We start from the raw sequence: 23,689 nt of genomic DNA, 5'->3' as shown, positions 1-23,689 counted from the left end.
GCCTATGGACGCGACGCCGCCCCGTCACCTGAGCCCGCGGAAAAGCCCGCGCCAGCAGCGTGCGCTCGTGACCCTGGACGCCATTTTCGAGTCGACCATTCAGGTTTTGCTGGCCGACGGCCCCCATCGCTTGACCACCACCCGTGTCGCCGAGCGCGCCGGAGTGTCGGTCGGCTCCCTCTACCAGTACTTCCCCCACAAGCAGGCACTGCTCTACGCCCTGAACGAGCGCTATCTCGACAGGCTGGCAGAGAGGATCGAGACGGTCTGCGAGGAACAGCAGGGCGCTGCTGCCGCGGAGATGATCGAGGCACTGGTGAGCGCCTACTGGCGGGCCAAGACCGAGCGGAGGGAGGTGACGCGCGCCCTCTACCGCTCCGCCGTCGAGCTGGACAACGAGGCCTTGCTCGAGGCCTTTGCCCGGCGGGTGGATGCCGCCACGGCCGCCATGCTCGCCAGTGCCTCGGATGGCGGCGGCAGCGACCTTGCGCTGGTCAACACGACTCTGCTGTCGGTGATCTTCGGCACGGTGCGCAATCTTTTCGAGCGCAACCTGCCCGAGGCGCAGGAGGCCAATATCCGCGAGCAGCTGGTGATCCTGTGCCGCGCCTACTTGGCGGCAAGAACGAGCGTCCCGGCGAACTGACGACCGCCCGCCCCCGCGCCCCCCTGCGTCCGGCGCGGCTGCCGGTCTCCGGCATGAGCGGCATCGCCCGACTGCGATTTGCGCGGGGCCGCCGGCGCAGTGACAGCCCCGCGGCACGCCTGATCAGGCGCCGAAGGCGCCGTCGATCGTGTGCATCGCCCCCGTGACGAAGCTCGCCTCCGGGCCCGCCAGCCAGGCGACCATGCCCGCGACTTCCTCCGGGCGGCCGTGGCGCTTAAGGGCCATGAAGCTGTGCATCAGGTCCCTGTTCGGGCCATTGGCCGGGTTGGCATCGGTGTCGATCGGGCCGGGCTGGACCACATTGATGGTGATCCCGCGTGGCCCGAAGTCACGTGCCAGGCCACGCGCCATGCCTTGCAGCGCAGACTTGCTGAGCGCATAGGCCGCACCGCCGGCAAAGGGCATGCGGTCTCCGTTGACCGAGCCGATCACGATGATGCGGCCCCCATCGGCCATCTGCCGCGCCGCCTCGACCGAGGCGTGATAGGGGGCGTGGATGTTGATCCGGAAAAGCCGGTCCACCTCGTCGGGGTCCAGTTCCAGCGCATCGCCGAAGACACCGACCCCTGCATTCACCACCAGCACGTCCAGTGGCCCGGTTTTGCGCACCCGCGCGACAACCGCGTCACGGTCGGCACTGTCGGTCAGGACCGCTGTGCTGTCTGTTTCCGCTGCCAACTGCTCGGCCGCCTCAGGCGACCCGGCATAGGTGAAGGTCACCTTTGCCCCCTCGGCCGCCAGACGCCTCACGGTTGCTGCACCAATTCCCCGGCTCCCACCGAGAACGAGAACGGACTTTCTTTGAAATCTGGCCATCGGGCCCTCCTTGTGCTTTAATGTATCGATTGCTACATAAAACCTTACAGGCGTCCGTCAAGGTATTATGTAATGATCGATACAAAAAAACCTCGGCCCCGTGGTCGCCCGCGCCGCTTCGACCCCGAGCAGGCCGTCGCCGCTGCCCAGCGGCTCTTCCATGCACGTGGCTATGACGCGCTCAGTGTCGCCGAGGTCACCGATGCTCTCGGCATCAACCCGCCGAGTTTCTATGCGGCCTTCGGGAACAAGATGGGCCTGTTTGAGCGGGTACTGGACCGCTACGCCGATACCAGCGCCATTCCCTTTGAGCACCTGCTGCGGCCGGACCGTCCTGTGGCCGAAGCGCTTGCCGATGTGCTGGAAACAGCAGCGCGTCGTTACGCCGCCGATCCGGCAGCGACGGGCTGCCTAGTGCTGGAGGGGACGCGTAGCGACGACAAACAGGCGCGCGAAATGGCCTGCGCCCTCCACCGCGCGGCCGAGGATATGATCCGGCGCTATATCGCCGCGCGCCATCCGGCGGATGCCGATGCCCTGACGGACTACGTCAGCACAGTGATGGCGGGCATGTCGGCCAAGGCGCGCAACGGGCACGGGCTCGATCGACTGCTTGCCACTTCCAGAACCGCCAGCCTCGCGATTGCTCAGGTTCTTTCCGAGTGAGGACAACGCGCGCCGGCTATTATCGGTTTGTATGCAAAGTCTGCTATGTTGCCGTTGTGGGACTCGGCTGGCTCCAATGTCGGCACCCCGTGGGGGAAGGCTAAGCTGGCGATCGTCAAGGAACCAAGCGCGTGCCCTCGTTCCGACAAACAGGGAGGAATAGAATGAAGTTCGTGAAAACATTACTTGCGGCGACTGTGCTGGCGACGGCTGCAGTCCCGGCAATGGCTGAGTATCCTGAGCGGCCAATCACCATTCTCGTCGCGTGGGGCGCCGGAGGTGGAACCGATGCGGTTGCGCGCCTGATCGGAACCGGTCTCGAGAGGGAACTGGGTACCGATGTCAGCATCGTTAATCGCACCGGCGGTTCCGGAGTGGTCGGTCATTCAGCCATGGCCGAGGCCGAGCCCGATGGCTACACGCTGGGCCTTGCCACCACAGAGATCAATCTGATGCATTGGCTCGGGCTCACCGATCTGACCTATGAGGCCTACACGCCGCTCGCCCTAATGAACCAGGACCCGGCAGGCGTTCAGGTCGCAGCGGATTCGGAGTACGAGTCTCTGGAAGAACTGCTCGAGGCAATTGAGTCCTCACCGGCTGGAACGTTCAATGCGACCGGCAGCGGACAGGGATCCAGCTGGCACGTCGCCATCGCAGGATTGCTCAACGCCGAGGGTATGGACCCGTCCAAGGTCGTCTGGGTGCCCAGCGACGGTGCAGCCAGCGGTCTTCAGGATCTTGTGGCGGGCGGTGTCGACATCGTGCCGTCTTCACTCGTGGAAGCGCGCTCGCTCATCCAAGCCGAGCGGGTGAAGTCGCTGGCATTCATGAGCAGCGAACGTTCCAAGCTCTTCCCCGACGTACCGACGCTCCAAGAGGAGACCGGCTCAGACTGGGAGTTTGGCGCCTGGCGCGGCATGGTTGCTCCCCAAGGACTTCCGGATGACGTCCGCGAGCGCCTGATCTCCGCGCTCGACGCGGTGTACCAGAGCGATGAGTACCAGGAGTTCATGGATGCGCAGGGCTTCGGCGTGCAGTTTCTCGCCGGTGATGAGTTCGGCGAGTACATGGCAACCAATGACGTCAACTTCGGCGAGACGATGAAGGCGATTGGGCTGATAGACTAGGCTCGAACTGTTCTCAAAAAGGCTGCGCCCGAGAGGGTTCTCAAACCGAACCCACTCGGGCGCATAAAATTGCCTCGGGCTTTCTGAGCGTCAGGAGACGGCACTTTCGCCCGCCTCCGGCGCACGCACCATCGCCTGGAACACCGGCAGCGCCACATGGATGATCGGGCCGATTCCTAGCGCGAAGAGCAGGGTGCCGAATCCCACCGCGCCGCCCAGCAGCCAGCCGAGGGCCAGCACGCAGACTTCGATTGCGGTGCGCGTCCTCCGGATCGACCAGCCCGTGCGCGCGGAGAGGCCGGTCATCAATCCGTCGCGGGGGCCGGGGCCCAGGCCGGCGCCGATATACATGCCGCTGGCGATGCCGTTGAGCGCCACGCCGGCGATCAGCATCGCGGCCTGCGAGACCAGTTCCTCCGGCTGCGGCAGGATTGCCAGCGAGGCATCAGCGGCGAGGCCGACGAGCAACACATTGCTGATCGTGCCCAGACCGGGCCGTTGCCGCAGCGGAATCCAGAGCAGCATCAGCAGCGCGCCGACGCCGATGATCACCGTGCCGAAACTGAACGGCAGGTGCTGGGCCAGCCCCTGGTGCAGCACATTCCAGGGGTCGAGGCCCAGGTTGCCGCGCAGCATCACGGCCGAGGAGAAGCCAAAGAGCAGCAGGCCGGCATAGAGCAGGACGAGGCGACGAAGCAGCATGGGAGGGCGATCGACAAGAGTGAAGCAGAGGACGAGGCGGCAGCTTAGGCACAGAGCAGCGGCGATTGCACGCGTGGCGGGCGCAGCATTGACTAAGGCTGCCGTGATGACCAGTTATCTAACCAGTCTGTTTCCGCGGAGGCGCCCATGAAGACCTGGCCGGTTCAGGATGCGAAGGCACGCTTCAGCGAGTTGCTGGATAGCTGCCTGAAGGACGGACCGCAGATCGTCACCCGGCGGGGTGCCGAGGCGGCCGTTTTGGTTCCGATGCAGGATTGGGAGCGGCTGCAGAGAGCGGCAAGGCCGTCGTTGAAGGAGCTGCTTCTTTCCGGCGAGGTGCGCGCCGAGCTCGAACTGCCCGGGCGTGGCCGCCTCCGCCGGCGAGAGCCGCGCGAAAGCCTCTAGCGATGTATCTCCTCGACACCAACATCGTCTCCGAACTGCGGCGCCCGCGTCCGCATGGTGCGGTGGTCGCCTGGCTCGAAGGCACGCGCGACCAACAGCTTCACCTTTCGGCCGTCACGATCGGGGAGATCCAGGCGGGTATCGAGATCACGCGTGAGCAGGACAGTGCCAAGGCCGAGGAACTCGAAACCTGGCTGGAACTGGTTGCAGGCACCTACAATGTGCTCGACATGGATGCGCGCGCCTTCCGTGTATGGGCGAGGCTGATGCACCGCAAGTCCGACGAACTCATCGAAGACGCGATGATCGCGTCGACCGCTGCAGTCCACGGGCTGACCGTCGTCACACGCAACACCCGCGATTTCGAGACGCTGAACGTCGCCACCTTCAACCCCTTCGTCGGTTAAGGCGGGATTCGACGATTGATCTGGATATCACTGCCCACGCGCCAGAACTCAGGCCGTCATCTCTTCCTTCTTCAGGCGCAGTGCGCGTAGGCGAGCAGTTTTGCGTTCTTCTGCGCGGCGCTCGATCTCAATGAATTCTCGTGCAATTCGATCGGTGCGCGCGAGGCGGCTTTCTTTTTTCTCCGGAGCTTGGCTGGACATGATCGGCGTCTCCATTCTGGATCACACATATACTGTGTAGATATGGGAATTTTTTATACTATTGCAAGTCGCAACTTGATCCGGCCGCAATCGGAACTTCCGGCTCACGGGCCTTCTCGGTCCTTGGTACCAGTCTGCGCCGGACCTGGCTTCATAGTGGTGCGTTATGAATGCGGCTAATAAAGTGGGGGGTGCTCTCGAAGCGAAAGGAACAGCCCATGGCAAAGAATAGGATCTGCCTCTGGTACGACACAGAGGCCGAGGCCGCGGCCCGCTTCTATGCCGAGACCTTTCCCGACAGCGCGGTGACGGCCGTGCATCATGCGCCAACCGATTATCCGGGCGGCAAGGCGGGTGATGTCATCACGGTGGAGTTTACGGTGGCGGGGATCCCCTGCCTCGGCCTCAACGGAGGGACCGCGTTCAGGCACAGCGAAGCCTTCTCCTTCCAGATCGTCACCGAGGACCAGGAGGAGACCGACCGCTACTGGAACGCCATTGTCGGTAACGGTGGACAGGAGAGTGCCTGCGGCTGGTGCAAGGATCGCTGGGGGATTTCCTGGCAGATCACGCCACGCATACTGATGGAGGCGCTGGCAGCGGGCGGTGCGGCAGCCCAACGCGCCTTCGAGGCTATGCTCCCCATGAAGAAGATCGACGTCGCTGCCATCGAGGCGGCGCGGCGCGGGTGATCCGGTCTAGGTGGTCGCTTCTTCCCGCTTCAGGCGCAACTTGCGCAAGCGGGCAGTCTTGCTCTCCTTCGCGCGACGTTCGGCGGCGATCAACTCGCGTGAAATTGGGGCTTTTATCGGAGTAAGCGGCTGCTCCGCGGCGCGCCCACCCCTCCATTCAGTTGAGGCGCCAGATTGCGCCGTTCAGCAGCATGGCGAAGGCCACCCAGGCGGCGTAGGGCAGGAAGAGGAGGGCGGCGGGCCTGTCCTGGCGCCAGGTGACCGTGATGAAGGCGACGATCGTGAGCAGGAGCAGCAAGACCACCACGAGCGCGAGATCGACACGATGGGCCGAGAAGAAGAGCGGCGACCAGAGGAAGTTCAGCGCGAGCTGTGCCCACCAGAGCGTCATCGGCAGTCCGCGGTGCCCCTGGCGCCAGAGGCGCCAGCCTGCAATCGCGATCAGGATGTACAGCAGGGTCCAGGCCGGGCCGAAGACCCAACCCGGCGGGTTGAAGCTCGGTTTGTTCAGCGCCGCGTACCAGGCGCCGGGCGCCGTCACCAGGCCAATGATGAGCCCGCCACCCAGCACAAGGACCAGGAAGGGGAGTAGGCCGAGCAGGCCGACTGAACGCATTTTCATTGACGCATTGTCAGCCCATGTTAGCGGCAAGGGAAGGGGCGAATGCGATAGACCACTGGCACTGGCGTAAGGGAGGCCGTTATGGAGCGTTTCAGCGGAGGTTGCCTCTGCGGCAAGGTTCGGATCGTTGCGACGGGCATCCCCTATCGGGTCGGTCTTTGTCACTGCCTCGACTGCCGCAAGCACCATGGGGCATTGTTTCATGCCTCTGCCGTCTTTCCGCAGGAAGCGGTGACCATCGAAGGTGAGACCGCTGACTATGCCGGTCGCTTCTTCTGCCCGCACTGCGGTTCGTCGCTTTGCTCGCGCAGCGGCGACGAGATCGAGGTGAATTTGGGTATTCTCGATAGCCCCGACCAGCTGACGCCAACCTACGAACTCTGGACCGAGCGCCGCGAGACTTGGCTGCCGCCTTTCCCGCTCGCGCGACATTACACTCGTGATCGCGAAGGCTCGGGGCGCAGCGAAGGGTAGGGCGGATCGCTGTCAGCGCGCCCTGCCATTCTCTGATAGGCTTGTCCCAGGACGGTTGTCCGGTCCTAGCAGGAGATGACCCATGCCTGACCTGATGCCCGCGCTCTTCATCGGGCACGGCAATCCGATGAACACCCTGGAGGACAACGGCTACACCCGGGCCTGGCGCCGGCTGGGGCAGAGCCTGCCGCGGCCGCGGGCGCTGCTGGTGGTCTCGGCGCACTGGTTCATGGGTGCCACGGCGGTGACCGCCATGGCGCGGCCGCGCACGATCCACGACTTCTACGGCTTTCCCGAAGAGCTCTTCGCCTTCGACTATCCCGCACCGGGCCTGCCGGAACTGGCGGGGGAGGTGGCCGAGGTGGCAAAACCGATCTGGGTCGGCGCCGACCGCGATCAGTGGGGCCTGGATCACGGCACCTGGAGCGTGCTCGCCCACCTCTACCCCGAGGCCGACGTGCCGGTGGTGCAGCTCTCGATCAATGCCCTGAAGCCGATGGAGTACCACCTGGAGCTGGGCGCAAAGCTCGCCGCCCTGCGGGCCCGCGGGGTGATGATCCTGTCCAGCGGTAACGTGGTGCACAACCTGCGCCGCATCCAGTGGGACCAGCCCGAGGGCGGCACCGACTGGGCCCGGCGCTTCGATGAGGCGGTGGTGAGGCAGATGGTCGAGGCGCCCGGCGACGTGCTCAAGCTGCTGGAGCATCCCGACTACGACTTGGCGGTGCCCACGCCGGACCACTTCATTCCGTTGCTCTATACCGCTGGTCTCGCCGCGGCAGGCCAGGATGCCAAGGCGCTGGTGCGCGGCTACGCCCTGGGCTCGCTCTCCATGACCTGCTACGGCGTCGGCATGGAAGGGGTGGGCTGCGCCGAGGGCGAGGGCGCCGCCCCGCTGCCGCGGGACGTGCCGCCGGAACAGACCAACATGTGAGGCCGACGGGCAATGCGTCGTCAGGAAATCGAAGAGCAGAATGCCTTCCTGCTGCAGCAGCAGAACGACTTTCGCGCGGCCGCCGACATTGTGACAAAGGCGTTTGCACGCTTCGAGGAGGTCGAAGCCGTTGCGGTCATCGGCTCCGTCGTCAAGCCGCTTTGGAAGGAAGTGCCACGCTTTCCTGAATATCGGCGCGCAGGGATCGAGGTCTGGCACGAGCGTATGGACCTGGATCTTGCGGTCTGGCTCGGCTCGCTGGACCGTCTTGGCCGTCTGCGACGGGCCAAGGACATCGCCCTTCGCAGGGCCTATGAGGCAGGGCAGGGGCCCAGCGTCGCTTCGCACCAGGTCGAGGTCTTTCTCATCGAACCAGAAAGCGACCGCTATCTCGGCCGGCTCTGCAGCTACAACGCCTGCCCGAAGCACAAGCCGCCCTGTGCCGTGCCGGGGTGTGGCGCAGTGCCCTTCAATCAGGTGATCGAGGGCTTCGAGCCGTATCCGGACTTCCTCGCGCCTGCGGCTCACGCCACGCTCTACCGGCGCGGTCAGGGCATCCTCATGTCCGCCCTCGATCTGCCAGAGCCAGAGGGTCAATTCACCGGGTCGGCGAAGGGCTCGTCGGGCTCGCAGACATAGAAGAGCGCCATGCGGGTCGGCTCGCTGGCCCGGTTCCGGTCGGTCATGCTGACCTCCGCGGGCTCGACGAAAACCTCGCCGGCGGCGATCTGCAGCGGCTCCCGGTCATCGAGCCCAGCCCTGAAAGCAGCGCTTGTCGGATAGCGCGATGCTCTGCCGGTCGTTTCAACCGCAGCAGATTCGAGCCGAAACTGTGACTAGCAGGAAAGTTTGTTAATTCCAGGGATTGATTCTCGGCGTAATCTGACCCAATCTCCTGCCCCAGAGCAATAGCAGGGAGCAGACCATGGCCATTACCTGGAGATTTTCGGCGCTTGCGGATCGGCATCGCGCTCTGGGGTCCAACCTCGAAGACTGGGGAGGAATGGGCACCGCCTGGACCTACGATAAGGATCAGACGGAGGAGTATATGGCGATCCGCACCAAGGCGGGCGTCATGGACGTCTCCGGGTTGAAGAAGGTGCACATCAACGGCCCTCACGCCAGCCAGGTGATCGATCGCGCCACCACGCGCAACGTGGAAAAGATCCAGCCCGGCCGTTCAGCCTATGCCACCATGCTCGACGATCGCGGCAAGTTCATTGACGACTGCGTGATCTACCGCATGGGCCCGAATAGCTGGATGGTGGTGCACGGCACCGGCCAGGGCCACGAGCAGCTCACCATGGCCTCCAGCGGGCGCGACGTCTCGGTGCGCTTCGACGACAACCTGCATGACATCTCCCTGCAGGGGCCGCTGGCCGTCGACTATCTGGAAAAGCATGTCGAAGGCATCCGCAAGCTGCGCTACTTCAGCCACATGCACACGACCCTCTTTGGTTTCCCGGTCACGATCTCGCGCACCGGCTACACCGGAGAGCGCGGCTACGAGATCTTCTGCCGTGGCCAGGATGCGGTGGCGATCTGGGACCGGATCGTCGAGGAAGGCGCGGAGATGGGTATCATCCCGACCCGCTTCACCACGCTCGACCTGCTGCGCGCGGAGAGCTACCTGCTGTTCTATCCCTACGACAACTCCGAGACCTATCCCTTCGAGGACGAGCCGGGCGGCGACACCCTGTGGGAGCTGGGCCTCGACTTCACCGTGTCGCCGGGCAAGACCGGCTTCCGCGGCGCCGAGGAGCACTACCGCCTGAAGGGCAAGGAGCGCTTCAAGATCTACGGCGTGAAGCTGGAAGGCACCGAGCCGGCCGAAGAGGGCGCACCGCTCTTGAAGGACGGCAAGCAGGTGGGTGTCGTGACCATCGGCATGTACTCCCCGCTCAACAAGCACAACGTCGGGATCGCGCGCATGCCCGTGGATTGTGCGGTACAGGGCACGCCCCTCACCGTGAAGAACGCCACCGGTGAGATCGCCTGTATCGCGCATCCTCTGCCGTTCCACGACCCTGAGAAGAAGCGCCGCACGGTCAGGGACTGACCCGGCGAGGGGCGCAGGCCGTTGGTCTGCGCCCTTTTCCGTTTCTTCTCCAAGCCAGCATAAAAACAAGGAGGCGCCCGACGCATGTCGCACTCGCCCATCCAGCCCACCATTCTCAGTCGGCCGGTTTATGGTGAGCTCGAGCCCCGTTCCGGGTCCCAGCATCTCTTCGTGGCCGACGCGGAAGGCGGCGAGGCCATCCTGGACATGGCACGCGCGGCCCCCGAGGGTTTCTTCGACAAGGCCCACATCATCTTCATTCCGAAAGAGACCGGACAGTCCCTGGTCGCCAGGCTTGAAAGCTTGAAGCCGGCGCAGTTGCACATCGCGCCCTCCTACTCGGCTGTCGTGCCGCGGCTGCATAGGGTCCTGTCCAGCGCTCATATGGGCCTGCAGCTCTACCTCAGTGGCACCGAAGGCCTTATGGGTCAGGCGATGCTTGAGGCCACCAACCAAGGCATTCCGCATACCGCCATTCAGACCGAGCACCGCGGCTCACTCTGCCGCCGCGTACAGTGCGTGCACTGCAAGGGGATCACGGAAGACGTCACCATGGACCCCTTCCAGTGCTCGCACTGCGGGCTCCATCTCTTCGTGCGGGATCACTACTCGCGCCGTATGGCGGCCTTTCAAGGCGTGTGCGTCGATGCGGAGAACCCAGGCGATATTCCCGAGCCAGTGGAGCGTTTCCCATGAGTGGAGGTGCCAATTTCCAGGTGACCGTTTTCGAGGTCACACCCGTCAACGATCTGATCACGCGCTTCAGCTTCGTGCGCAGTGACGGCGGTGAACTGCCGCGCTTTTCCGGGGGCGCGCACACCGTAGTCGAGATGCACGATGAGGGTAAGCGTCGGCTCAATCCCTATTCCCTGATGAGCGACCCGGCGGACACGCGCGCCTACAGCATTTCCGTGCGCCGTGACGATGCGGGTCGCGGCGGCTCGCTCTTCATGCACCGCCAGGTCAAACCGGGCATGGAAATGACCATCAGCGCGCCAGTGAACCTCTTCGCGCTCGACCTGCGCGCGCGCAAGCACCTGATGATCGCGGGCGGCATCGGCATCACGCCCTTCATGGCCCAGATCCGGCAGCTTTCGATGATGGGCGGCCGCTTCGAGCTGCACTACGCCGCGCGCTCACCGGATCTTGCCGCCTATGCGGACACGCTGCTTGCGGCCCATCCAGGGCGGGTGCGCACCTATTTCGATGAGCAGGGACAGAAGATCGATCTCGAAGCCCTGCTCGATGGGCAGCCACTGGGCACGCACCTCTATGTCTGCGGCCCCAAAGGCCTCATGAACTGGGTGCTGGAGACGGCCACGCAGCTCGGCTGGCCGCGCGAGGCGGTGCATTCCGAAGAGTTCCTGGCGCCGCCGTCGGGCAAGCCTTTCGAGGTGAGGCTGGCGGCCTCGAACAAGAGCGTCACCGTGGACGAGCACCAGTCCCTGCTCGAAGCCATCGAGGAAGCAGGGGTCGACGCGCCTTATCTCTGCCGCGGTGGAGCTTGCGGACAGTGCGAAACCCGGGTGCTCGAGCACGAGGGGACACTCATACATAACGATCATTGGCTGACCGAGGAGCAGCGGGCCAGCGGGGAGCGGATCATGCCCTGTGTCTCCCGCTTCGAGGGCAGGACCCTCGTTCTCGATCGCTGAGGGAGGATGCGATGACCATTGTTTTCAAGGAAGAGAGCTTCCGCGACGACTTCACCTATTCCAACTCGGACTGGGCAATTCAGCGCTTTCCCTTCCCCTTCGACAAAGACAGCTACATGTACTCGGTCAACATGGAGCGCCACGTCCCCGTGCAAGCGGGAAGCGTGTTCGAGGCAGCCTTCGATGTGGACGAGCACTATGTCTCGGAGATGCGCGACCGCGCGCTGGTGCTGGCGGAGGATCCGCTACGCTGCCAGTCGCTGCCGCACATGACTTTGGCGGGATGGGACGTTCTGGAGCTCATCATGACCTCCAAGGCGGCCGATTACCCCGAGCACTTCGAGCTGCACCGGGACGGCGACACCTGGCGCTGGATCAATCGGCCGCTGGGCATCGACCAGAGCTTCACCTTCCTGGACGAGACCACGCTGCCCTATGGGCCGCTGGAGTACATCACCCGCCAGGCCCAGGGCGACTTCGCGGTCCTCGATCAGCGGGATGACAACCTCTGGATGGACGCCGGGATGGTCACCACCCAGGCGGACTGGAGTCTGGATTTCGACATCGGGATGAACTTTTTCGAGTGGCATGCCCCGGTGCCGAAGGCGCACGAGATGGGCATCTTTCAGCGGGCGTTGCAGTATCTGCTGAACATCCGCCAGGGCGAGCCGGCACGCCGGCTGAACTGGACCATGACGGTCAACCCGCTGCTGGACACCAGCCCGGAGAACTACCACAAGTGGGGCGTGATGCGCGGCGAGCTGACGCCTGAGAACATCGGGCAGAAGCTGCATCTCCGGGTCGAACTGCAGACCTTCTACCGCCTGCCGCGCTCGAACGGCCTGCTCTTCCCGATCCGCTGCTACCTGATCAGCCTGCAGGACCTGGTCACCGTTCCCAAGTGGGGCCGTCGGCTGCACCGGGTGATCCGGGACCTGCCGGAGGAGTTGGCGACCTACAAGGGCTTCATCGACAACCGGCCGCTGATTCTCGAGTACCTCTCCAAATACGATGACGGCGCGCCGACCTCACCCGGGATCTTTCCCGACTGAGTGAAAGTCCCGATCCGTCTGCTGCTTGAGTGAGGTGGGAGTTGGCCCCGACGCGCGCCCGTTCCGTCACCCGCTGGCGATGACCTCGTCCCAGGTGCAGGGCAGGCTTTGGTGGCCTTCGGCCATGGCTTCGGCCTCATAGCGCTGGCTGCGCGAGAGGTTGGTCCAGAGTTGGTCGGCCGTCTCGCCGGCCTCGGTTTCCCCACCGGCCTCGGCGCGGCGCAGCCAAGCGTAAGCCACCGGCAGGTTGGTGCTGCTGCCGGCCAGGCGTTGCGCCACGCGGCGCAGCACCCGCACGCCGGAGACCACGTCACCCGCATAGATCTCGCCCAGCATGTGCGCGGCGGGCGCATAATCCTGCCCCGCCGCTTTGCACAGCCAGCCAACCGACTCGGGCGTATCGTAGAAGCCGTGGCCTTCGTTTACCGAGCAGCAAAGCGCATCGCCGACCTTGTACTGCGCCTCAGCATCGCCAGCCCGGGCGTCGTCGATGTTCGAAGCCAATACCGCCTTGTCCTTGGCGATGTTGGCCCCTTCCGTGGCGGCGCCGACGCAGCCGCCGGCGAGCAGCAGCAGCGGCAGGGCACTCAGCCCCAGCTGATAGACTCGTCTCATTCCATCCCCTCCCTGGTTGGCGGTGCGCGCGACGGCTGGTGCGAGTGCTACCAATCAGGCGCGACCTGCCTCTTACGCGTCGTCTGCACGCGCTTGTCTCGTGACGATAGGCAGGAAGTTGCCGCCGTCGCAATCGGGGAATCAGTCCGCTGCGGCCCAAAGCTTGCGAGAGTGGCGGGTCGTGAAATGAAAAAGGCCCCTGACGGGGCCTGAGGCGCTACTTTTGTTTGGCTGGGGGACCTGGACTCGAACCAGGACTAGCGGAGTCAGAGTCCGCCGTTCTACCATTAAACTATCCCCCAACGTTGGCCGCAGACCTCCGCCGGAGCGCCGCCGCCGTTGCTGGGCAGTATCTAGTCCAGGTGACCGGGGCGTTTCAACCCCCTTCCTCGCAGAGAAGAGCGTCAATGATGGTGCGTCACGCACAAGCGGGGCTGATGGGCATCTGGTCACGACGGGCTGCGATCCGTAGAATGGTGTTATGGATGATTCCGACCTGGCAGAAACAGCCGTTGCGCAGCAGGGCGAGAGGCGAGAGGGCCCTGGCACGGCTGGGCACAGCGCGCTTGCCGGCGCCTCCGCTGCGGCACGAGCGGGCCAGCGCGTGCCCTCTGTCTATGCCGCGCTCGATCTCGGCACCAACAACTGCCGTTTGCTGGTGGCGCGCCGCGCCGGGGACTCCTTCCGCGTGGTCGATGCCTTTTCGCGCATCGTCCGCCTGGGGGAGGGGCTGGAGACCAGCGGCCGGCTGAGCGAAGCGGCGATGGATCGCACTGTGGCGGCGCTTGCGGTCTGCACGCGCAAGCTGCGCTACCGCCGCGTCGAACGCTTGCGGGCCATTGCCACGGAAGCCTGCCGCCGGGCCGCGAATGGCACGGTCTTTCTCGAGCGCGTGCGTCAGGAGACCGGACTGGACCTGGAGGTGATCAGCACCGCCGAGGAGGCGGAGCTGGCCTATCACGGCTGTGCGCCGCTGTTCGAGCCGGAGCGGCCCCATGTCCTGGTGCTCGACATAGGTGGGGGCTCCACCGAGGTCTGCTGGCTTGAGCGCGATCAGGGGGAGGCCATTGGGCGCCTGCGCCGGTCGCTCTCGCTGCCCTTCGGCGTGGTCACACTGGCCGAGCGGCACGGCGGGCGCGATGTCTCTGAACTGGTGTACCGCCGGATGATAGTCCAGGTTACGGAGGCGCTGCATAGCTTTGATCCAAAAGGCGAACTGCTCGCCCTGGCGCAGGCTGGCGCGCTGCAACTCGTGGGCACTTCGGGCACGGTGACCACCCTGGCCGGGGTGCACCTCGACCTGCCGCGCTATCAGCGTGACCGGGTTGATGGATTGCACCTGAGCCGGGAGACGGTCTTGCGCACCAGCCGGCTTGTACGCGAGCTGGACTTTCCGGCCCGCGCGGCGCATCCCTGCATCGGCATTCAGCGTGCGGATCTCGTGGTAGCCGGTTGTGCCATCGTCGAGGCCGTTCTCGAGCTCTGGCCACTCACGCGTTTGCGCGTGGCGGACCGGGGGCTGCGCGAGGGCATGCTCACGCGCATGATTCACGAAGACCTCAGCAGGGCAGGGGCGGCATGAGCGGCAGATCGGCCGGCAAATCCGGGCGCGGCCAACGCCAGTTGCGCCAGCGTGTGCAAACCGCAAAGGGGCGGCGCGCCTCCTCGGTGCGCTGGCTCGAGCGCCAGCTCAACGACCCCTGGGTGGCCGAAGCCAAGGCACAGGGCTATCGCTCCCGCGCTGCTTTCAAGCTGCTGCAGATCGACGAGAAGGTGAAGCTGCTTAAGCCGGGCCAGCGGGTGGTGGATTTGGGCGCGGCGCCCGGCGGTTGGAGCCAAGTGGCCGCGCGCAGAGTCGGCGCCAAAGGCAAGGTGGTGGGAATCGACCTGCTGCCTGTCGATCCTCTCCCCGGCGTTGATCTGATGCAGCTCGACTTCCTGGATGACACGGCGCCCGATCAACTGCGCGCGCGGCTGGGTGGTCCGGCTGATCTGGTGCTCTCTGATATGGCACCGCCGACCTCTGGACACTCGTCGACCGACCATCTGCGCATCATGGGGCTGGCCGAGGCAGCGCTGGATTTTGCCGAAGAGGTGCTGGCTCCCGGCGGCGGCTTCGTGGCCAAGGTCTGGCAGGGCGGCAGCGAAAAGGAGCTGCTGGATCGCCTGAAGCGGTGCTTCGCCAAGGTGCGCCACATCAAGCCGCCGTCGAGTCGCGCGGAGTCGCCGGAGCTGTTTGTGGTCGCGACCGGCTATCGGCCCCCGTCGGGGCAGGGCAGCCGGGTTGAAAGTGCGGATGATAGCCGGGACGAGGCCGGTGCATGACCGGCATGCGGTCTGCCGCGCAGAGTGTCCTTGAGCGGTCTTCCTCCTGGTGTAGGATGCGCCGCCAATTCCCCGCCGTCCGAGGGCTTTTGGCATGGAAATCCGTGAAGCTTTGACCTTCGACGACGTGCTGTTGCAGCCGGCCGCTTCCGCCGTGCTGCCAGCCGCCGCCGATACCCGTACCCGACTCACCCGCAGTATTCAGCTCGGCATCCCGCTGCTGTCCTCCGCTATGGATACCGTGACGGAGGGGCGCTTGGCGATTGCTATGGCCCAGGCCGGCGGGATGGGCGTGGTGCACAAGAACCTGAAGCCCGATGAGCAGGCGGACGAGGTCCGCAAGGTCAAGAAGTTCGAAAGCGGCATGGTGGTCAATCCGGTCACCATCTATCCAGACGAGCCCTTGTCCAACGCCCTGGCACTGATGGAGATGAACCGCATCTCCGGCATTCCGGTGGTGCAGCGCAACAGCGGCAAGCTGGTCGGTATCTTGACCAACCGCGACGTCCGCTTTGCCACGGACCCCAATCAGCCGGTGCAGGAGCTGATGACCCATGAGAAGCTGGTGACCGTCGCCGACGGGGTCAGCCGGGACGAGGCCAAGCGCCTGCTGCATCAGCATCGCATCGAGAAGCTGCTGGTGGTGGACGGCGACTATCGCTGCACCGGCCTGGTTACGGTGAAGGACATCGAGAAGGCCCAGGCCTACCCCAACGCCTGCAAGGACCCTCATGGCCGGTTGCGCGTTGCGGCTGCCGTGGGTGTGGGCGACGACGGGCTGCGTCGGGCCGAGGCCCTGCTGGCCGCCGAGGTCGACGTGCTGGTGGTGGACACCGCCCACGGTCATTCACAGGGCGTGATGCAGGCGGTCGAGCGGGTCAAGCGGCTGTCCCAGGAGGTGCAGGTGGTGGCCGGCAACGTGGCCACCGCGGAGGGTGCAAAGGCCTTGATCGACGCCGGCGCCGATGCGGTGAAAGTGGGCATCGGGCCGGGCTCCATCTGTACCACGCGTGTGGTGGCGGGTGTCGGTGTGCCGCAGCTCACGGCCTTGCTGGACACGGTTGCCGCCTGCCGCGAACTGGACACCCCGGTCATTGCCGACGGCGGCATCAAGTTCTCCGGCGATCTGGCCAAGGCGATTGCCGCGGGTGCCGACTGCGCCATGGTGGGCTCTTTGCTTGCCGGGACGGACGAGAGCCCGGGCGAGGTCTTTCTCTACCAGGGCCGCTCCTACAAGGCCTATCGCGGCATGGGCTCGCTCGGCGCCATGGCCCGCGGCTCAGCCGACCGCTACTTCCAGCAGGAGGTGGCCGATCAGCTCAAGCTCGTGCCCGAGGGCGTGGAGGGCCAGGTGCCCTACAAGGGGCCGGTGGGCGGTGTGGTGCATCAGCTCGTCGGCGGCCTGCGCGCCGCCATGGGCTATACCGGCAACGCCACGATCCCCGACATGCAGCGCAACTGCCGCTTCGTGAAGATCACCAACGCGGGCCTGCGCGAAAGCCATGTCCACGACGTTCTGGTGACGCGCGAAGCGCCGAACTATCAGCATAAGGGATGACGCCAGCCGCACGCCTGCAGGCTGCAATCACGCTGCTGGAGGCCATTGGCGAGGCGGCGCCAAAGCCGGCCGATCGGGTTGCCTCGGCCTGGTTCAAGCAGCGTCGCTACATCGGTTCCAAGGACCGCCGAGCGGTGTCCGAACTGGTCTGGGGCTGCCTGCGGGCGCAGGCGCGGCTGGGCTGGTGGCTTGAGCGACTCTACGTTCCGGACGGCGCGCGTGCGCGCGTGCTGGCCTTCGCCTTGCTCGAACAGGGCACGAGCGCAGAGGAGCTGCTGCGCCTGCTGGACGGCGGTGATCGCTATGGGCCGCCGTCGTCGGATGCTGCGGAGGCGGACTGGATTGCCCGTCTCGCCGGACAGCCGCTCGAACATGCCGAGCAGCCCCCTTCGGTGGCGCTGGAGGTGCCCGAGTGGCTGCTGCCGCGCTTCGAGGCGGCGCTGGGGCCGCAGGCTGAGGCGGAGTTGCGTGCCATGCGCGCACCGGCCGAGGTCGACCTGCGGGTCAATCGCCTCAAGGCCACGCGCGAGGCGGCGCGGAACGCGTTGGCTGAGGAGGGCATTTCGACCTGGCCGGGGCAGTGGTCGCCCCTGGCACTGCGGGCAGACGGGCGTCGACCGGTGGCGGCCACGCGGGCTTTTCGTGACGGCTTCGTGGAGGTGCAGGACGAAGGCTCGCAGCTTGTGGCATTGCTGACCGGTGCCAGGCCGGGCATGCGGGTGTGCGATTTCTGTGCCGGTGCCGGCGGCAAGACCCTCGCGCTGGCCGGTGAAATGGACAATCGCGGCCAACTCGTCGCCTGCGACGTTCTGGAGAAACGTCTGGAGCGCTCTGCCCTGCGCCTGCGCCGCTCGGGTGTGCACAACGCCACCCGGCGGCCGCTGAGCAGCGAGCGGGATCCTTGGGTAAAGCGCCACAAGGGCAGCTTCGACCGTGTGCTGGTGGATGCCCCTTGCAGCGGCAGCGGCACTTGGCGGCGCAATCCCGAGGCGCGCTGGCGGTTTGATGAAACGGGACTCGATGAACTGCTGGCTCTGCAGGCCTCGATCCTGGAAAGCGCCGCCCGCTTGGTACGCCCCGGCGGCCGCCTGACCTATGCCACCTGCTCGCTCCTGCGTGAGGAGAACGAGGAGCAGGTGGAACGCTTCATTGCCACCCGCGAAGATTTTCGCCTGTTGCCCTTGGCCGAGCTCTGGGATGATTCGATGGAGGGCGCGCCGCCCTGCGAAGGGCCGATGTTGCGGCTGACTCCGGCGCAGCATGGCACCGACGGCTTTTTCGTCGCCGTCCTGGAACGCGCGGCGCCAAACGTGAGTGAACCTGACGAAGCAGAGTCTAGGGAGGAAGAGAAACCATGATGTTGGCAGGCAAGACGGCCCTGATCACCGGGTCGACCAGTGGCATTGGCAAGGCCATGGCCGAGACTCTGGCTGCAGCCGGGGCGAACGTGGCGCTCAACGGCTTCGGCGATGCTGCAGAGATCGAGGCGCAGCGCGAAAGCCTGGAAACGCAGTTCCAAGTGAAGGCCAGCTATCATGCCGCAGACATGTCGAAGCCGGCGGAAATCGAGGCGATGATGGCCGCCGCGGCAGACACCCACGGCCCTATCGACATCCTGATCAACAATGCCGGCATTCAGCACGTGTCGGACATCGCTGATTTTCCGCCGGAGCGTTGGGACGCGATCATCGCGGTCAACCTCTCCTCAGCCTTCCACACCACGCGCCTGGCGCTGCCGTCGATGCGTGAGGCCGGTTGGGGGCGGATCATCAACGTTGCCTCGGTGCACGGCCTGGTGGCCTCCAAGCACAAGTCGGCCTATGTAGCGGCCAAGCATGGGATTGTCGGCCTGACCAAGGCGACGGCGCTGGACGCGGCCGGCAGCGGCGTGACCTGCAATGCCCTTTGCCCGGGCTGGGTGCTCACAGCGCTGGTCCAGAAGCAGGTCGACGCGCTGGCCGAGCAGGAAGGGCTGGATCAGGAAACCGCCAAAACCCGCCTCGTGAGCGAAAAGATGCCGGCGAGCCAGTTCGTCACGCCAGAGCAGCTGGCCGGCCTCACCCTCTTCCTCTGCGGGCCTAATGCCGATCAAATGAGCGGCGCGAGCCTGCCGGTGGATGGCGCCTGGACGGCGCAGTAGCCCGCTCGCAAACTTGAGAACTGGCTGGCCCGGGGCTGTGCGCTCCGGGCTGCTTGCGGGATTCCACTGCTCCGCTTGAGCGCGTTTGCCAGCACCGGGTGCACGGTGTCGCACGCTTGCCGATAATGTACTGCAAAGAGAAAACGCGGCCGTGGTGGCCGCGTCTTACCCTGGAATCAAGCCGGGGTCGGATGCCGGGCGATCCAGGGGGATCGCCGATCGGACACTCAGAAGCCCTCGCGTTCCATACGCTTGCGCAGAAGCTTGCGATAGCGGCGCACAGCCTCAGCCTGCTCGCGCTTTTTGCGCTCAGACGGCTTCTCGAAGTGGCGGCGCAGCTTCATCTCGCGGAAGACACCCTCCCGCTGCAGCTTCTTTTTAAGCGCGCGCAGCGCTTGATCGACATTGTTGTCGCGAACGTGGACTTGCACGGTGGCCTAGACCTCCAGCTCTTGAATGCATGCAGGAAAACCCACCTTAAGAGGCGGGCAAGTGGCACTTACCTAACACAGCTTCCGGCCCCTGTGAAGGCAAAGTTGCACCGATCCGCCCCGGCCTCCAAAGAAGGAGAAGCGCGCGGGACGGTCGGGGCCGGAGGTCAGGTTTGGTCACCCTAACGCAGCGATCACAACTCGTCCTGGGTTTCCTCAGCCTCGTGCTGCAGGCCTTCGCCACCTGATTCGATGTCTTCGCCCATGCCCTGCATGGTGTTGCAGGCGCTGGCGCCAAAGAGCAAGGCTGCGAAAAGGGTTGCGGTAGCAAGACGATGATTGAGCGGCATGGACAAGATACACTCTCCTTTCGATTATGGGCGAAGCGTTGCTCAAGGCAAGCATCTGCCCCTTAGCAGGAGATTAACGCCGGCAGTGTCGATAGGTTCCCGGATCGCGGGTCAGCCGGGATGCGGCACGCCGAAGGCTATTTGACAGCCATCCAAGTCCGGCGCATCATGCTGGCATGAGACGCTTTGCGACATACCCCCGCTTCTTGCATCACGCAGGAACATTGCGCTCGGGCGATTTGCCCCGGGCGTGGATTGTGCTTTCGTAAAGCTTCCCCGCCCGGGGCCTCCAGAATCCGTTCAATCACGCGAACAGAGGATAGTGCGAAATCCTCCGGGTGGAGTGCCTTATGGCTGCGTCATCATCCCATTGCGTCGCCTGTGGCGCCTCCCAGGCGCCGCAGGTTCCCACAGCGGTCCCTGAGCCCCGGACCGGAAGTTTCGTTCCGACCGCGCAACACCTGGTCCAGGTGAAAGCGGCTGCAGGCCGTTGCCTGCTCACGGCCGGTGACTACGCCGTGCTGCAGGAGTTGGCAGAAACCGCCGAGCATGGCGATCCGCTTGTCAGTTTCCTGCTTCGGCAGAAACTGGCGGCGGCGCGGGTTATTTTGCCGCAGGACATGCCGGCAAGTGTTGCGACGCTCAACAGCCGGGTCGTCTTCCGGCTTGAGGGGCGGGCGGCCGAGGCCCGCGTTCTCGCTTTTGATACGCGCCACGGGGCCCCGGGTCTGACGCTGGGGCTTTACACGCCCCTGGGCATCACATTGCTGGGCATGAGCGCCGGCGACCAAGCGCAGGTCTGCATGCGCGACTCCTCCTTCTGGCCCGTCATCCTTGAACAGGTAACGTGGCAGCCGGAGGCCAGTCTCAACCATACACTAGAAGGAGCGGCACAATGAGCCAGTTACCTGTCGAATCGGCGCCTGAAAGCGCGCCAACAGTCATCATCGATGCCGGTCAATACGAGCGCCTCGAAAGTCTCGCCGTTGGAGCTTTGGAGCACAGCGAAGACGTGGCGCAGCGTTTGCTGGATGAACTCGAGCGCGCCGAGGTGCGGCCGGCAGAATCCATTCCGCCGAGCGTTATCACCCTGGGTTCCGAGGTCACCTATCGCGACGAAACCAATGGTCGCACTCAGACGGTGCAGCTCGTCTTGCCGGGGGAGGCCGATATCAGCCGCCGGCGCATTTCGGTGCTTACGCCGATTGGCACGGCGCTTATCGGCCTGTCCGAAGGGCAGTGCATCGACTGGGAAACCCGCGACGGCAGCGAGCGGCAGTTGACCGTAGTCTCTGTGCGCCCCGGTAACGCGGACTGAGGTCCAGGAGCTGTTGTGCTCAGATGTCCTTGGCCGAGAGGCGCTTCAGCGCCTCACCGGCCTGGAGATAGACGAGCTTGTCCAACTGCCGCGCGCCGGGAAGGCTGTCGTAGAAGCGGCGCGCGCTGCGGTTCGGCCGGTCGACGGTCCAGACCAGCTTGGTCCAGCCCCGCGCGTTCGCCGTACGGGCGAGTTCGGCCATGAGGGCGCGGCCGAGGCCCGCCCCGCGGGCGCGCGGCCGCAGGTAGATTTCCTTCAGGAACAGGCCCATGGCACAATCGCTGGTCCAGAACACCGGAGCATAGAGCGCATAGCCCAGTATCTCGTCGTCAGTCGTTTCGACCAGCAGCGCCTCGAAACCCGGATCTGCGCCCAGATGACGGGCCAGGCGGCTTTCCAACTCGGTACGCGGGCAGGGTGGTTCTTCGCCGTAGAAGGCAAAGGTTTCAGTGAGCAGCGTCGCGAGCAGCGGCACGTCGCCCGGCTGAGCCGGCCGGAAGCGATGCGGTGCTTTGGCCGCCGGTTTCATTCCGGAAGATGCCCCACCTGGCCCCGGTGGCGCAGCAGGTGGTCGGCCAGGACCAGCGCCATCATGGCTTCGCCCACAGGCACAGCCCGGATGCCGACGCAGGGATCATGGCGGCCGCGGGTGACGATCTCAGTCTCCCGGTTGAAGCGATCGACGGTGCGCCGTGGCGTCAGGATGGAGGAGGTCGGCTTGACGGCGAAACGCACAACGATGTCCTGTCCGCTGGAAAGGCCGCCCAGCACCCCGCCGGCGTTGTTCGACAGGAAGGAAACCTGGTTGCCGGCCATACGCATCTCGTCGGCATTGGCCTCACCGTCGAGACGGGCAGCCTCGAAGCCGGCGCCGATCTCCACGCCCTTGACGGCGTTGATCGACATCATCGCTTTCGCCAAATCGGCGTCCAGCTTGTCATAGACCGGTTCGCCCAGTCCGGCCGGCACGCCTTCGGCCACCACCTCGACAATCGCCCCAAGGGACGTGCCGGACTTGCGCGCCTTGTCCAGGTCTTCCGCCCACTGCGCTGCGGCTTCGGCGTCAGGCGCAAAGAAGAGGTTGCGGTTCACCTCGTCCCAATCCCAGCGAGCCCGTTCCACCGCACGACCGCCCATCTCCACCAGCGCACCGCGGAGCGAAACCCTTCCCGCGCCAAGCAGTTGCTCAATCACCTTGCGCGCAACGCCGCCGGCGGCCACGCGCATGGCGGTTTCGCGTGCGCTGGAGCGCCCGCCGCCGCGGTAGTCGCGGATGCCGTACTTGCGGAAGTAGGTGAAATCGGCGTGGCCCGGCCGGAACTTGGACGCGATCTCGCCGTAGTCCTTGGAGCGCTGATCCTCGTTGCGGATGACCAGCGCGATGGGTGTGCCAGTGGTGCGGCCCTCAAAAACGCCGGAGAGAATTTCCACCCGATCCGGTTCGCGCCGCTGGGTGGTGTAGCGCGACTGTCCGGGACGGCGTTTGTCGAGCCAGGGCTGGATATCGCTCTCGCTTAGGGAGATGAGCGGCGGCACACCGTCGATGACACAGCCGATGGCCGGGCCGTGGCTTTCGCCCCAGGTGGTGAAGCGAAAAGCCTCGCCGAAGGAATTGCCGGGCATGCTATCAGCCTTGCGACTTGAAGCCTTCGAGCAGATCGCGGATCTGCGGCGCTGCGTCGACCTCCATCATGCCGACGGTGTGATAGCCGGAGTCCACATGGTGTACTTCGCCGGTAACGCCGGAGGAGAGGTCGGAAAGCAGATAGAGCGCCGAGCCGCCCACTTGGTCCAGCGAGACGTTCCGCCGCAGCGGAGAGTTGTACTCGTTCCACTTGAGAATGTAGCGGAAGTCGCCAATTCCCGAAGCCGCGAGCGTCTTGATCGGACCGGCAGACAAGGCGTTGACCCGGATGCCCTCGGCGCCGAGATCGGCAGCCAGATAGCGCACGCTCGCCTCCAGGGCGGCCTTGGCCACGCCCATGACGTTGTAGTGCGGCATCACGCGCTCGGCCCCATAGTAGGTGAGGGTGAGGAGGCTGCCGCCTTCGCGCATCATCGGCACGGCGCGTTGCGCTACCGCCGTGAAGGAGTAGCAGGAGATGTCCAGGCTGCGTACGAAGTTGTCGCGGGTTGTGGCGAGGTAGCGCCCCTTGAGCTGGTCCTTGTCGGCGTAGGCGATGGCATGGACCACGAAATCGAGGCCATCCCAGGATTTGCCCAGAGATTCGAAGACGGCGTCGATGGAGTCCTCGTCGGTCACATCGCAGGGCAAGACGAGGTTGCTGTCGACCGATTCGGCCAGTGGACGCACGCGCTTGGCCAATGCGTCTCCCTGATAGGTGAAGGCCAGTTGTGCTCCTTGCTCATGCAGGGCCTTGGCAATGCCCCAGGCGATCGAGCGGTCGTTCGCCACCCCCATGATCAAGCCACGTTTGCCGGACATCAGCAGGGAAGATTCACTCATCAG

30 protein-coding genes and 1 tRNA gene are annotated in these 23,689 nt (G+C 65.1%); 20 read left to right on the top strand and 11 right to left on the bottom strand.

The window, feature by feature from the left end:
* Positions 1-4 precede the first annotated feature (4 nt).
* Positions 5-646: a TetR/AcrR family transcriptional regulator gene (locus P2G67_RS04990; RefSeq protein ID WP_275820634.1), complete on the top strand. Its 642-nt coding sequence runs from the start codon at positions 5-7 to the stop codon at positions 644-646.
* A 123-nt stretch (positions 647-769) separates the two neighbouring features.
* Here P2G67_RS04990 and bdcA read toward each other — a convergent pair whose 3' ends face one another.
* Positions 770-1,483, bottom strand: a complete 714-nt coding sequence (gene bdcA, locus P2G67_RS04985; protein WP_275820632.1) for an SDR family oxidoreductase — start codon at positions 1,481-1,483, stop codon at positions 770-772.
* A 72-nt stretch (positions 1,484-1,555) separates the two neighbouring features.
* On the opposite strand from bdcA, the gene P2G67_RS04980 reads away from it, so the two are divergent.
* The gene (locus P2G67_RS04980) at positions 1,556-2,149 is read left to right on the top strand and encodes a TetR/AcrR family transcriptional regulator (RefSeq protein WP_275820630.1); all 594 of its coding nucleotides are present in this window, start codon (positions 1,556-1,558) and stop codon (positions 2,147-2,149) included.
* Between the two features lie 164 nt (positions 2,150-2,313).
* Positions 2,314-3,279, top strand: a complete 966-nt coding sequence (locus P2G67_RS04975) for a tripartite tricarboxylate transporter substrate binding protein (RefSeq protein WP_275820627.1) — start codon at positions 2,314-2,316, stop codon at positions 3,277-3,279.
* A 90-nt stretch (positions 3,280-3,369) separates the two neighbouring features.
* Here P2G67_RS04975 and yczE read toward each other — a convergent pair whose 3' ends face one another.
* On the bottom strand, positions 3,370-3,981 hold the full coding sequence (gene yczE, locus P2G67_RS04970; RefSeq protein ID WP_275820625.1) for a membrane protein YczE: 612 nt from the start codon (positions 3,979-3,981) through the stop codon (positions 3,370-3,372).
* Between the two features lie 147 nt (positions 3,982-4,128).
* Here yczE and P2G67_RS04965 point away from each other — a divergent pair, with 147 nt between their 5' ends.
* Both P2G67_RS04965 and P2G67_RS04960 read left to right on the top strand, forming a co-directional pair.
* Positions 4,129-4,386, top strand: a complete 258-nt coding sequence (locus P2G67_RS04965; RefSeq protein ID WP_275820624.1) for a type II toxin-antitoxin system Phd/YefM family antitoxin — start codon at positions 4,129-4,131, stop codon at positions 4,384-4,386.
* A gap of 2 nt (positions 4,387-4,388) precedes the next feature.
* Positions 4,389-4,793: a type II toxin-antitoxin system VapC family toxin gene (locus tag P2G67_RS04960; protein WP_275820622.1), complete on the top strand. Its 405-nt coding sequence runs from the start codon at positions 4,389-4,391 to the stop codon at positions 4,791-4,793.
* A gap of 48 nt (positions 4,794-4,841) precedes the next feature.
* On the opposite strand, the gene P2G67_RS04955 is transcribed toward P2G67_RS04960, so the two are convergent.
* Positions 4,842-4,994, bottom strand: coding sequence for a hypothetical protein (locus P2G67_RS04955; RefSeq protein ID WP_275820620.1), 153 nt, complete (start codon positions 4,992-4,994; stop codon positions 4,842-4,844).
* Positions 4,995-5,212: 218 nt separating this feature from the next.
* On the opposite strand from P2G67_RS04955, the gene P2G67_RS04950 reads away from it, so the two are divergent.
* Positions 5,213-5,686: a VOC family protein gene (locus tag P2G67_RS04950; RefSeq protein WP_275820618.1), complete on the top strand. Its 474-nt coding sequence runs from the start codon at positions 5,213-5,215 to the stop codon at positions 5,684-5,686.
* 157 nt (positions 5,687-5,843) lie between these two features.
* Here the strand turns inward: P2G67_RS04950 and P2G67_RS04945 are convergent, their stop codons facing one another.
* Positions 5,844-6,302, bottom strand: a complete 459-nt coding sequence (locus tag P2G67_RS04945) for a TspO/MBR family protein (RefSeq protein ID WP_322099637.1) — start codon at positions 6,300-6,302, stop codon at positions 5,844-5,846.
* An 87-nt stretch (positions 6,303-6,389) separates the two neighbouring features.
* Between P2G67_RS04945 and P2G67_RS04940 the strand changes: the two genes are divergently transcribed.
* From P2G67_RS04940 to P2G67_RS04910, 7 genes are all read left to right on the top strand, one after another.
* The gene (locus P2G67_RS04940; RefSeq protein WP_275820614.1) at positions 6,390-6,782 is read left to right on the top strand and encodes a GFA family protein; all 393 of its coding nucleotides are present in this window, start codon (positions 6,390-6,392) and stop codon (positions 6,780-6,782) included.
* A gap of 82 nt (positions 6,783-6,864) precedes the next feature.
* The gene (gene ygiD / locus P2G67_RS04935; RefSeq protein ID WP_275820611.1) at positions 6,865-7,716 is read left to right on the top strand and encodes a 4,5-DOPA-extradiol-dioxygenase; all 852 of its coding nucleotides are present in this window, start codon (positions 6,865-6,867) and stop codon (positions 7,714-7,716) included.
* A 12-nt stretch (positions 7,717-7,728) separates the two neighbouring features.
* Complete coding sequence (locus P2G67_RS04930; protein ID WP_275820609.1) at positions 7,729-8,355, top strand: hypothetical protein; 627 nt, start codon at positions 7,729-7,731, stop codon at positions 8,353-8,355.
* A 286-nt stretch (positions 8,356-8,641) separates the two neighbouring features.
* Entirely contained in the window at positions 8,642-9,775 is a 1,134-nt protein-coding gene (locus tag P2G67_RS04925; protein ID WP_275820607.1) for an aminomethyl transferase family protein, read from the top strand.
* Between the two features lie 84 nt (positions 9,776-9,859).
* Positions 9,860-10,471, top strand: coding sequence for a dimethylamine monooxygenase subunit DmmA family protein (locus P2G67_RS04920; protein ID WP_275820605.1), 612 nt, complete (start codon positions 9,860-9,862; stop codon positions 10,469-10,471).
* Complete coding sequence (locus P2G67_RS04915) at positions 10,468-11,430, top strand: PDR/VanB family oxidoreductase (RefSeq protein WP_275820603.1); 963 nt, start codon at positions 10,468-10,470, stop codon at positions 11,428-11,430. The genes P2G67_RS04920 and P2G67_RS04915 overlap by 4 nt, the downstream gene beginning before the upstream one ends.
* 11 nt (positions 11,431-11,441) lie before the next feature.
* On the top strand, positions 11,442-12,482 hold the full coding sequence (locus P2G67_RS04910; protein ID WP_275820601.1) for a heme-dependent oxidative N-demethylase family protein: 1,041 nt from the start codon (positions 11,442-11,444) through the stop codon (positions 12,480-12,482).
* Between the two features lie 66 nt (positions 12,483-12,548).
* On the opposite strand, the gene P2G67_RS04905 is transcribed toward P2G67_RS04910, so the two are convergent.
* Positions 12,549-13,097 carry an SEL1-like repeat protein gene (locus tag P2G67_RS04905; protein WP_275820599.1) on the bottom strand — a complete coding sequence of 183 codons (549 nt, stop codon included), beginning with the start codon at positions 13,095-13,097 and terminating at the stop codon, positions 12,549-12,551.
* Between the two features lie 228 nt (positions 13,098-13,325).
* A tRNA-Gln gene (locus P2G67_RS04900) sits at positions 13,326-13,399 on the bottom strand.
* A 179-nt stretch (positions 13,400-13,578) separates the two neighbouring features.
* Between P2G67_RS04900 and P2G67_RS04895 the strand changes: the two genes are divergently transcribed.
* The 5 genes from P2G67_RS04895 to P2G67_RS04875 all read left to right on the top strand — a co-directional run bounded on the left by P2G67_RS04895 (position 13,579) and on the right by P2G67_RS04875 (position 19,120).
* Positions 13,579-14,679, top strand: coding sequence for a Ppx/GppA phosphatase family protein (locus tag P2G67_RS04895; protein ID WP_275820597.1), 1,101 nt, complete (start codon positions 13,579-13,581; stop codon positions 14,677-14,679).
* On the top strand, positions 14,676-15,422 hold the full coding sequence (locus P2G67_RS04890) for an RlmE family RNA methyltransferase (RefSeq protein ID WP_275820595.1): 747 nt from the start codon (positions 14,676-14,678) through the stop codon (positions 15,420-15,422). Before P2G67_RS04895 ends, P2G67_RS04890 begins: the two co-directional genes overlap by 4 nt.
* A 94-nt stretch (positions 15,423-15,516) precedes the next feature.
* Complete coding sequence (gene guaB, locus P2G67_RS04885; protein WP_275820593.1) at positions 15,517-16,980, top strand: IMP dehydrogenase; 1,464 nt, start codon at positions 15,517-15,519, stop codon at positions 16,978-16,980.
* On the top strand, positions 16,977-18,338 hold the full coding sequence (locus tag P2G67_RS04880) for an RsmB/NOP family class I SAM-dependent RNA methyltransferase (RefSeq protein WP_275820591.1): 1,362 nt from the start codon (positions 16,977-16,979) through the stop codon (positions 18,336-18,338). Before guaB ends, P2G67_RS04880 begins: the two co-directional genes overlap by 4 nt.
* Positions 18,338-19,120, top strand: coding sequence for a 3-hydroxybutyrate dehydrogenase (locus P2G67_RS04875; RefSeq protein WP_275820691.1), 783 nt, complete (start codon positions 18,338-18,340; stop codon positions 19,118-19,120). The genes P2G67_RS04880 and P2G67_RS04875 overlap by 1 nt, the downstream gene beginning before the upstream one ends.
* A 227-nt stretch (positions 19,121-19,347) precedes the next feature.
* On the opposite strand, the gene rpsU is transcribed toward P2G67_RS04875, so the two are convergent.
* Complete coding sequence (rpsU, locus tag P2G67_RS04870; protein WP_275820589.1) at positions 19,348-19,551, bottom strand: 30S ribosomal protein S21; 204 nt, start codon at positions 19,549-19,551, stop codon at positions 19,348-19,350.
* Positions 19,552-19,745: 194 nt separating this feature from the next.
* The gene (locus P2G67_RS04865) at positions 19,746-19,901 is read right to left on the bottom strand and encodes an entericidin A/B family lipoprotein (RefSeq protein WP_275820689.1); all 156 of its coding nucleotides are present in this window, start codon (positions 19,899-19,901) and stop codon (positions 19,746-19,748) included.
* Between the two features lie 470 nt (positions 19,902-20,371).
* On the opposite strand from P2G67_RS04865, the gene P2G67_RS04860 reads away from it, so the two are divergent.
* The gene (locus P2G67_RS04860) at positions 20,372-20,800 is read left to right on the top strand and encodes a GreA/GreB family elongation factor (RefSeq protein WP_275820587.1); all 429 of its coding nucleotides are present in this window, start codon (positions 20,372-20,374) and stop codon (positions 20,798-20,800) included.
* On the top strand, positions 20,797-21,219 hold the full coding sequence (gene rnk / locus P2G67_RS04855; RefSeq protein ID WP_275820585.1) for a nucleoside diphosphate kinase regulator: 423 nt from the start codon (positions 20,797-20,799) through the stop codon (positions 21,217-21,219). Before P2G67_RS04860 ends, rnk begins: the two co-directional genes overlap by 4 nt.
* A gap of 19 nt (positions 21,220-21,238) precedes the next feature.
* Here the strand turns inward: rnk and P2G67_RS04850 are convergent, their stop codons facing one another.
* The 3 genes from P2G67_RS04850 to fabI are packed head-to-tail and all read right to left on the bottom strand — an operon-like array spanning position 21,239 to position 23,686.
* Positions 21,239-21,748 (bottom strand): GNAT family N-acetyltransferase, encoded by a 510-nt coding sequence (locus P2G67_RS04850; protein ID WP_275820583.1) that lies wholly within the window; start codon positions 21,746-21,748, stop codon positions 21,239-21,241.
* Positions 21,745-22,842 (bottom strand): chorismate synthase, encoded by a 1,098-nt coding sequence (gene aroC, locus P2G67_RS04845; protein WP_275820581.1) that lies wholly within the window; start codon positions 22,840-22,842, stop codon positions 21,745-21,747. The genes P2G67_RS04850 and aroC overlap by 4 nt, the downstream gene beginning before the upstream one ends.
* Before the next feature lie 4 nt (positions 22,843-22,846).
* A complete protein-coding gene (fabI, locus tag P2G67_RS04840; protein WP_275820579.1) occupies positions 22,847-23,686 on the bottom strand; it encodes an enoyl-ACP reductase FabI in 840 nt (279 codons plus the stop codon).
* Positions 23,687-23,689 lie beyond the last annotated feature (3 nt).

The sequence above is a fragment of the Aquibaculum arenosum genome, from assembly GCF_029222965.1.
GTDB classification, from domain to species: domain Bacteria; phylum Pseudomonadota; class Alphaproteobacteria; order Kiloniellales; family DSM-21159; genus Aquibaculum; species Aquibaculum arenosum.
The sequence above is the reverse complement of the archived record's forward strand: the minus strand, read 5'-3'. Positions and strand labels throughout refer to the sequence as shown.

Bases quoted from the DNA above. Each gene is read 5' to 3' on its own strand.
- P2G67_RS04940 (WP_275820614.1), top strand. From the start codon at position 6,390: ATGGAGCGTTTCAGCGGAGGTTGCCTCTGCGGCAAGGTTCGGATCGTT.
- P2G67_RS04930 (WP_275820609.1), top strand. From the start codon at position 7,729: ATGCGTCGTCAGGAAATCGAAGAGCAGAATGCCTTCCTGCTGCAGCAG.
- P2G67_RS04975 (WP_275820627.1), top strand. From the start codon at position 2,314: ATGAAGTTCGTGAAAACATTACTTGCGGCGACTGTGCTGGCGACGGCT.
- P2G67_RS04880 (WP_275820591.1), top strand. From the start codon at position 16,977: ATGACGCCAGCCGCACGCCTGCAGGCTGCAATCACGCTGCTGGAGGCC.
- ygiD (WP_275820611.1), top strand. From the start codon at position 6,865: ATGCCTGACCTGATGCCCGCGCTCTTCATCGGGCACGGCAATCCGATG.
- P2G67_RS04960 (WP_275820622.1), top strand. From the start codon at position 4,389: ATGTATCTCCTCGACACCAACATCGTCTCCGAACTGCGGCGCCCGCGT.
- P2G67_RS04915 (WP_275820603.1), top strand. From the start codon at position 10,468: ATGAGTGGAGGTGCCAATTTCCAGGTGACCGTTTTCGAGGTCACACCC.
- P2G67_RS04890 (WP_275820595.1), top strand. From the start codon at position 14,676: ATGAGCGGCAGATCGGCCGGCAAATCCGGGCGCGGCCAACGCCAGTTG.
- P2G67_RS04875 (WP_275820691.1), top strand. From the start codon at position 18,338: ATGTTGGCAGGCAAGACGGCCCTGATCACCGGGTCGACCAGTGGCATT.
- P2G67_RS04910 (WP_275820601.1), top strand. From the start codon at position 11,442: ATGACCATTGTTTTCAAGGAAGAGAGCTTCCGCGACGACTTCACCTAT.
- P2G67_RS04925 (WP_275820607.1), top strand. From the start codon at position 8,642: ATGGCCATTACCTGGAGATTTTCGGCGCTTGCGGATCGGCATCGCGCT.
- P2G67_RS04865 (WP_275820689.1), bottom strand. From the start codon at position 19,901: ATGCCGCTCAATCATCGTCTTGCTACCGCAACCCTTTTCGCAGCCTTG.
- yczE (WP_275820625.1), bottom strand. From the start codon at position 3,981: ATGCTGCTTCGTCGCCTCGTCCTGCTCTATGCCGGCCTGCTGCTCTTT.
- rnk (WP_275820585.1), top strand. From the start codon at position 20,797: ATGAGCCAGTTACCTGTCGAATCGGCGCCTGAAAGCGCGCCAACAGTC.
- bdcA (WP_275820632.1), bottom strand. From the start codon at position 1,483: ATGGCCAGATTTCAAAGAAAGTCCGTTCTCGTTCTCGGTGGGAGCCGG.
- P2G67_RS04965 (WP_275820624.1), top strand. From the start codon at position 4,129: ATGAAGACCTGGCCGGTTCAGGATGCGAAGGCACGCTTCAGCGAGTTG.
- P2G67_RS04905 (WP_275820599.1), bottom strand. From the start codon at position 13,097: ATGAGACGAGTCTATCAGCTGGGGCTGAGTGCCCTGCCGCTGCTGCTG.
- P2G67_RS04950 (WP_275820618.1), top strand. From the start codon at position 5,213: ATGGCAAAGAATAGGATCTGCCTCTGGTACGACACAGAGGCCGAGGCC.
- P2G67_RS04945 (WP_322099637.1), bottom strand. From the start codon at position 6,302: ATGCGTTCAGTCGGCCTGCTCGGCCTACTCCCCTTCCTGGTCCTTGTG.
- aroC (WP_275820581.1), bottom strand. From the start codon at position 22,842: ATGCCCGGCAATTCCTTCGGCGAGGCTTTTCGCTTCACCACCTGGGGC.
- P2G67_RS04850 (WP_275820583.1), bottom strand. From the start codon at position 21,748: ATGAAACCGGCGGCCAAAGCACCGCATCGCTTCCGGCCGGCTCAGCCG.
- P2G67_RS04980 (WP_275820630.1), top strand. From the start codon at position 1,556: ATGATCGATACAAAAAAACCTCGGCCCCGTGGTCGCCCGCGCCGCTTC.
- P2G67_RS04990 (WP_275820634.1), top strand. From the start codon at position 5: ATGGACGCGACGCCGCCCCGTCACCTGAGCCCGCGGAAAAGCCCGCGC.
- fabI (WP_275820579.1), bottom strand. From the start codon at position 23,686: ATGAGTGAATCTTCCCTGCTGATGTCCGGCAAACGTGGCTTGATCATG.
- P2G67_RS04955 (WP_275820620.1), bottom strand. From the start codon at position 4,994: ATGTCCAGCCAAGCTCCGGAGAAAAAAGAAAGCCGCCTCGCGCGCACC.
- P2G67_RS04920 (WP_275820605.1), top strand. From the start codon at position 9,860: ATGTCGCACTCGCCCATCCAGCCCACCATTCTCAGTCGGCCGGTTTAT.
- guaB (WP_275820593.1), top strand. From the start codon at position 15,517: ATGGAAATCCGTGAAGCTTTGACCTTCGACGACGTGCTGTTGCAGCCG.
- P2G67_RS04895 (WP_275820597.1), top strand. From the start codon at position 13,579: ATGGATGATTCCGACCTGGCAGAAACAGCCGTTGCGCAGCAGGGCGAG.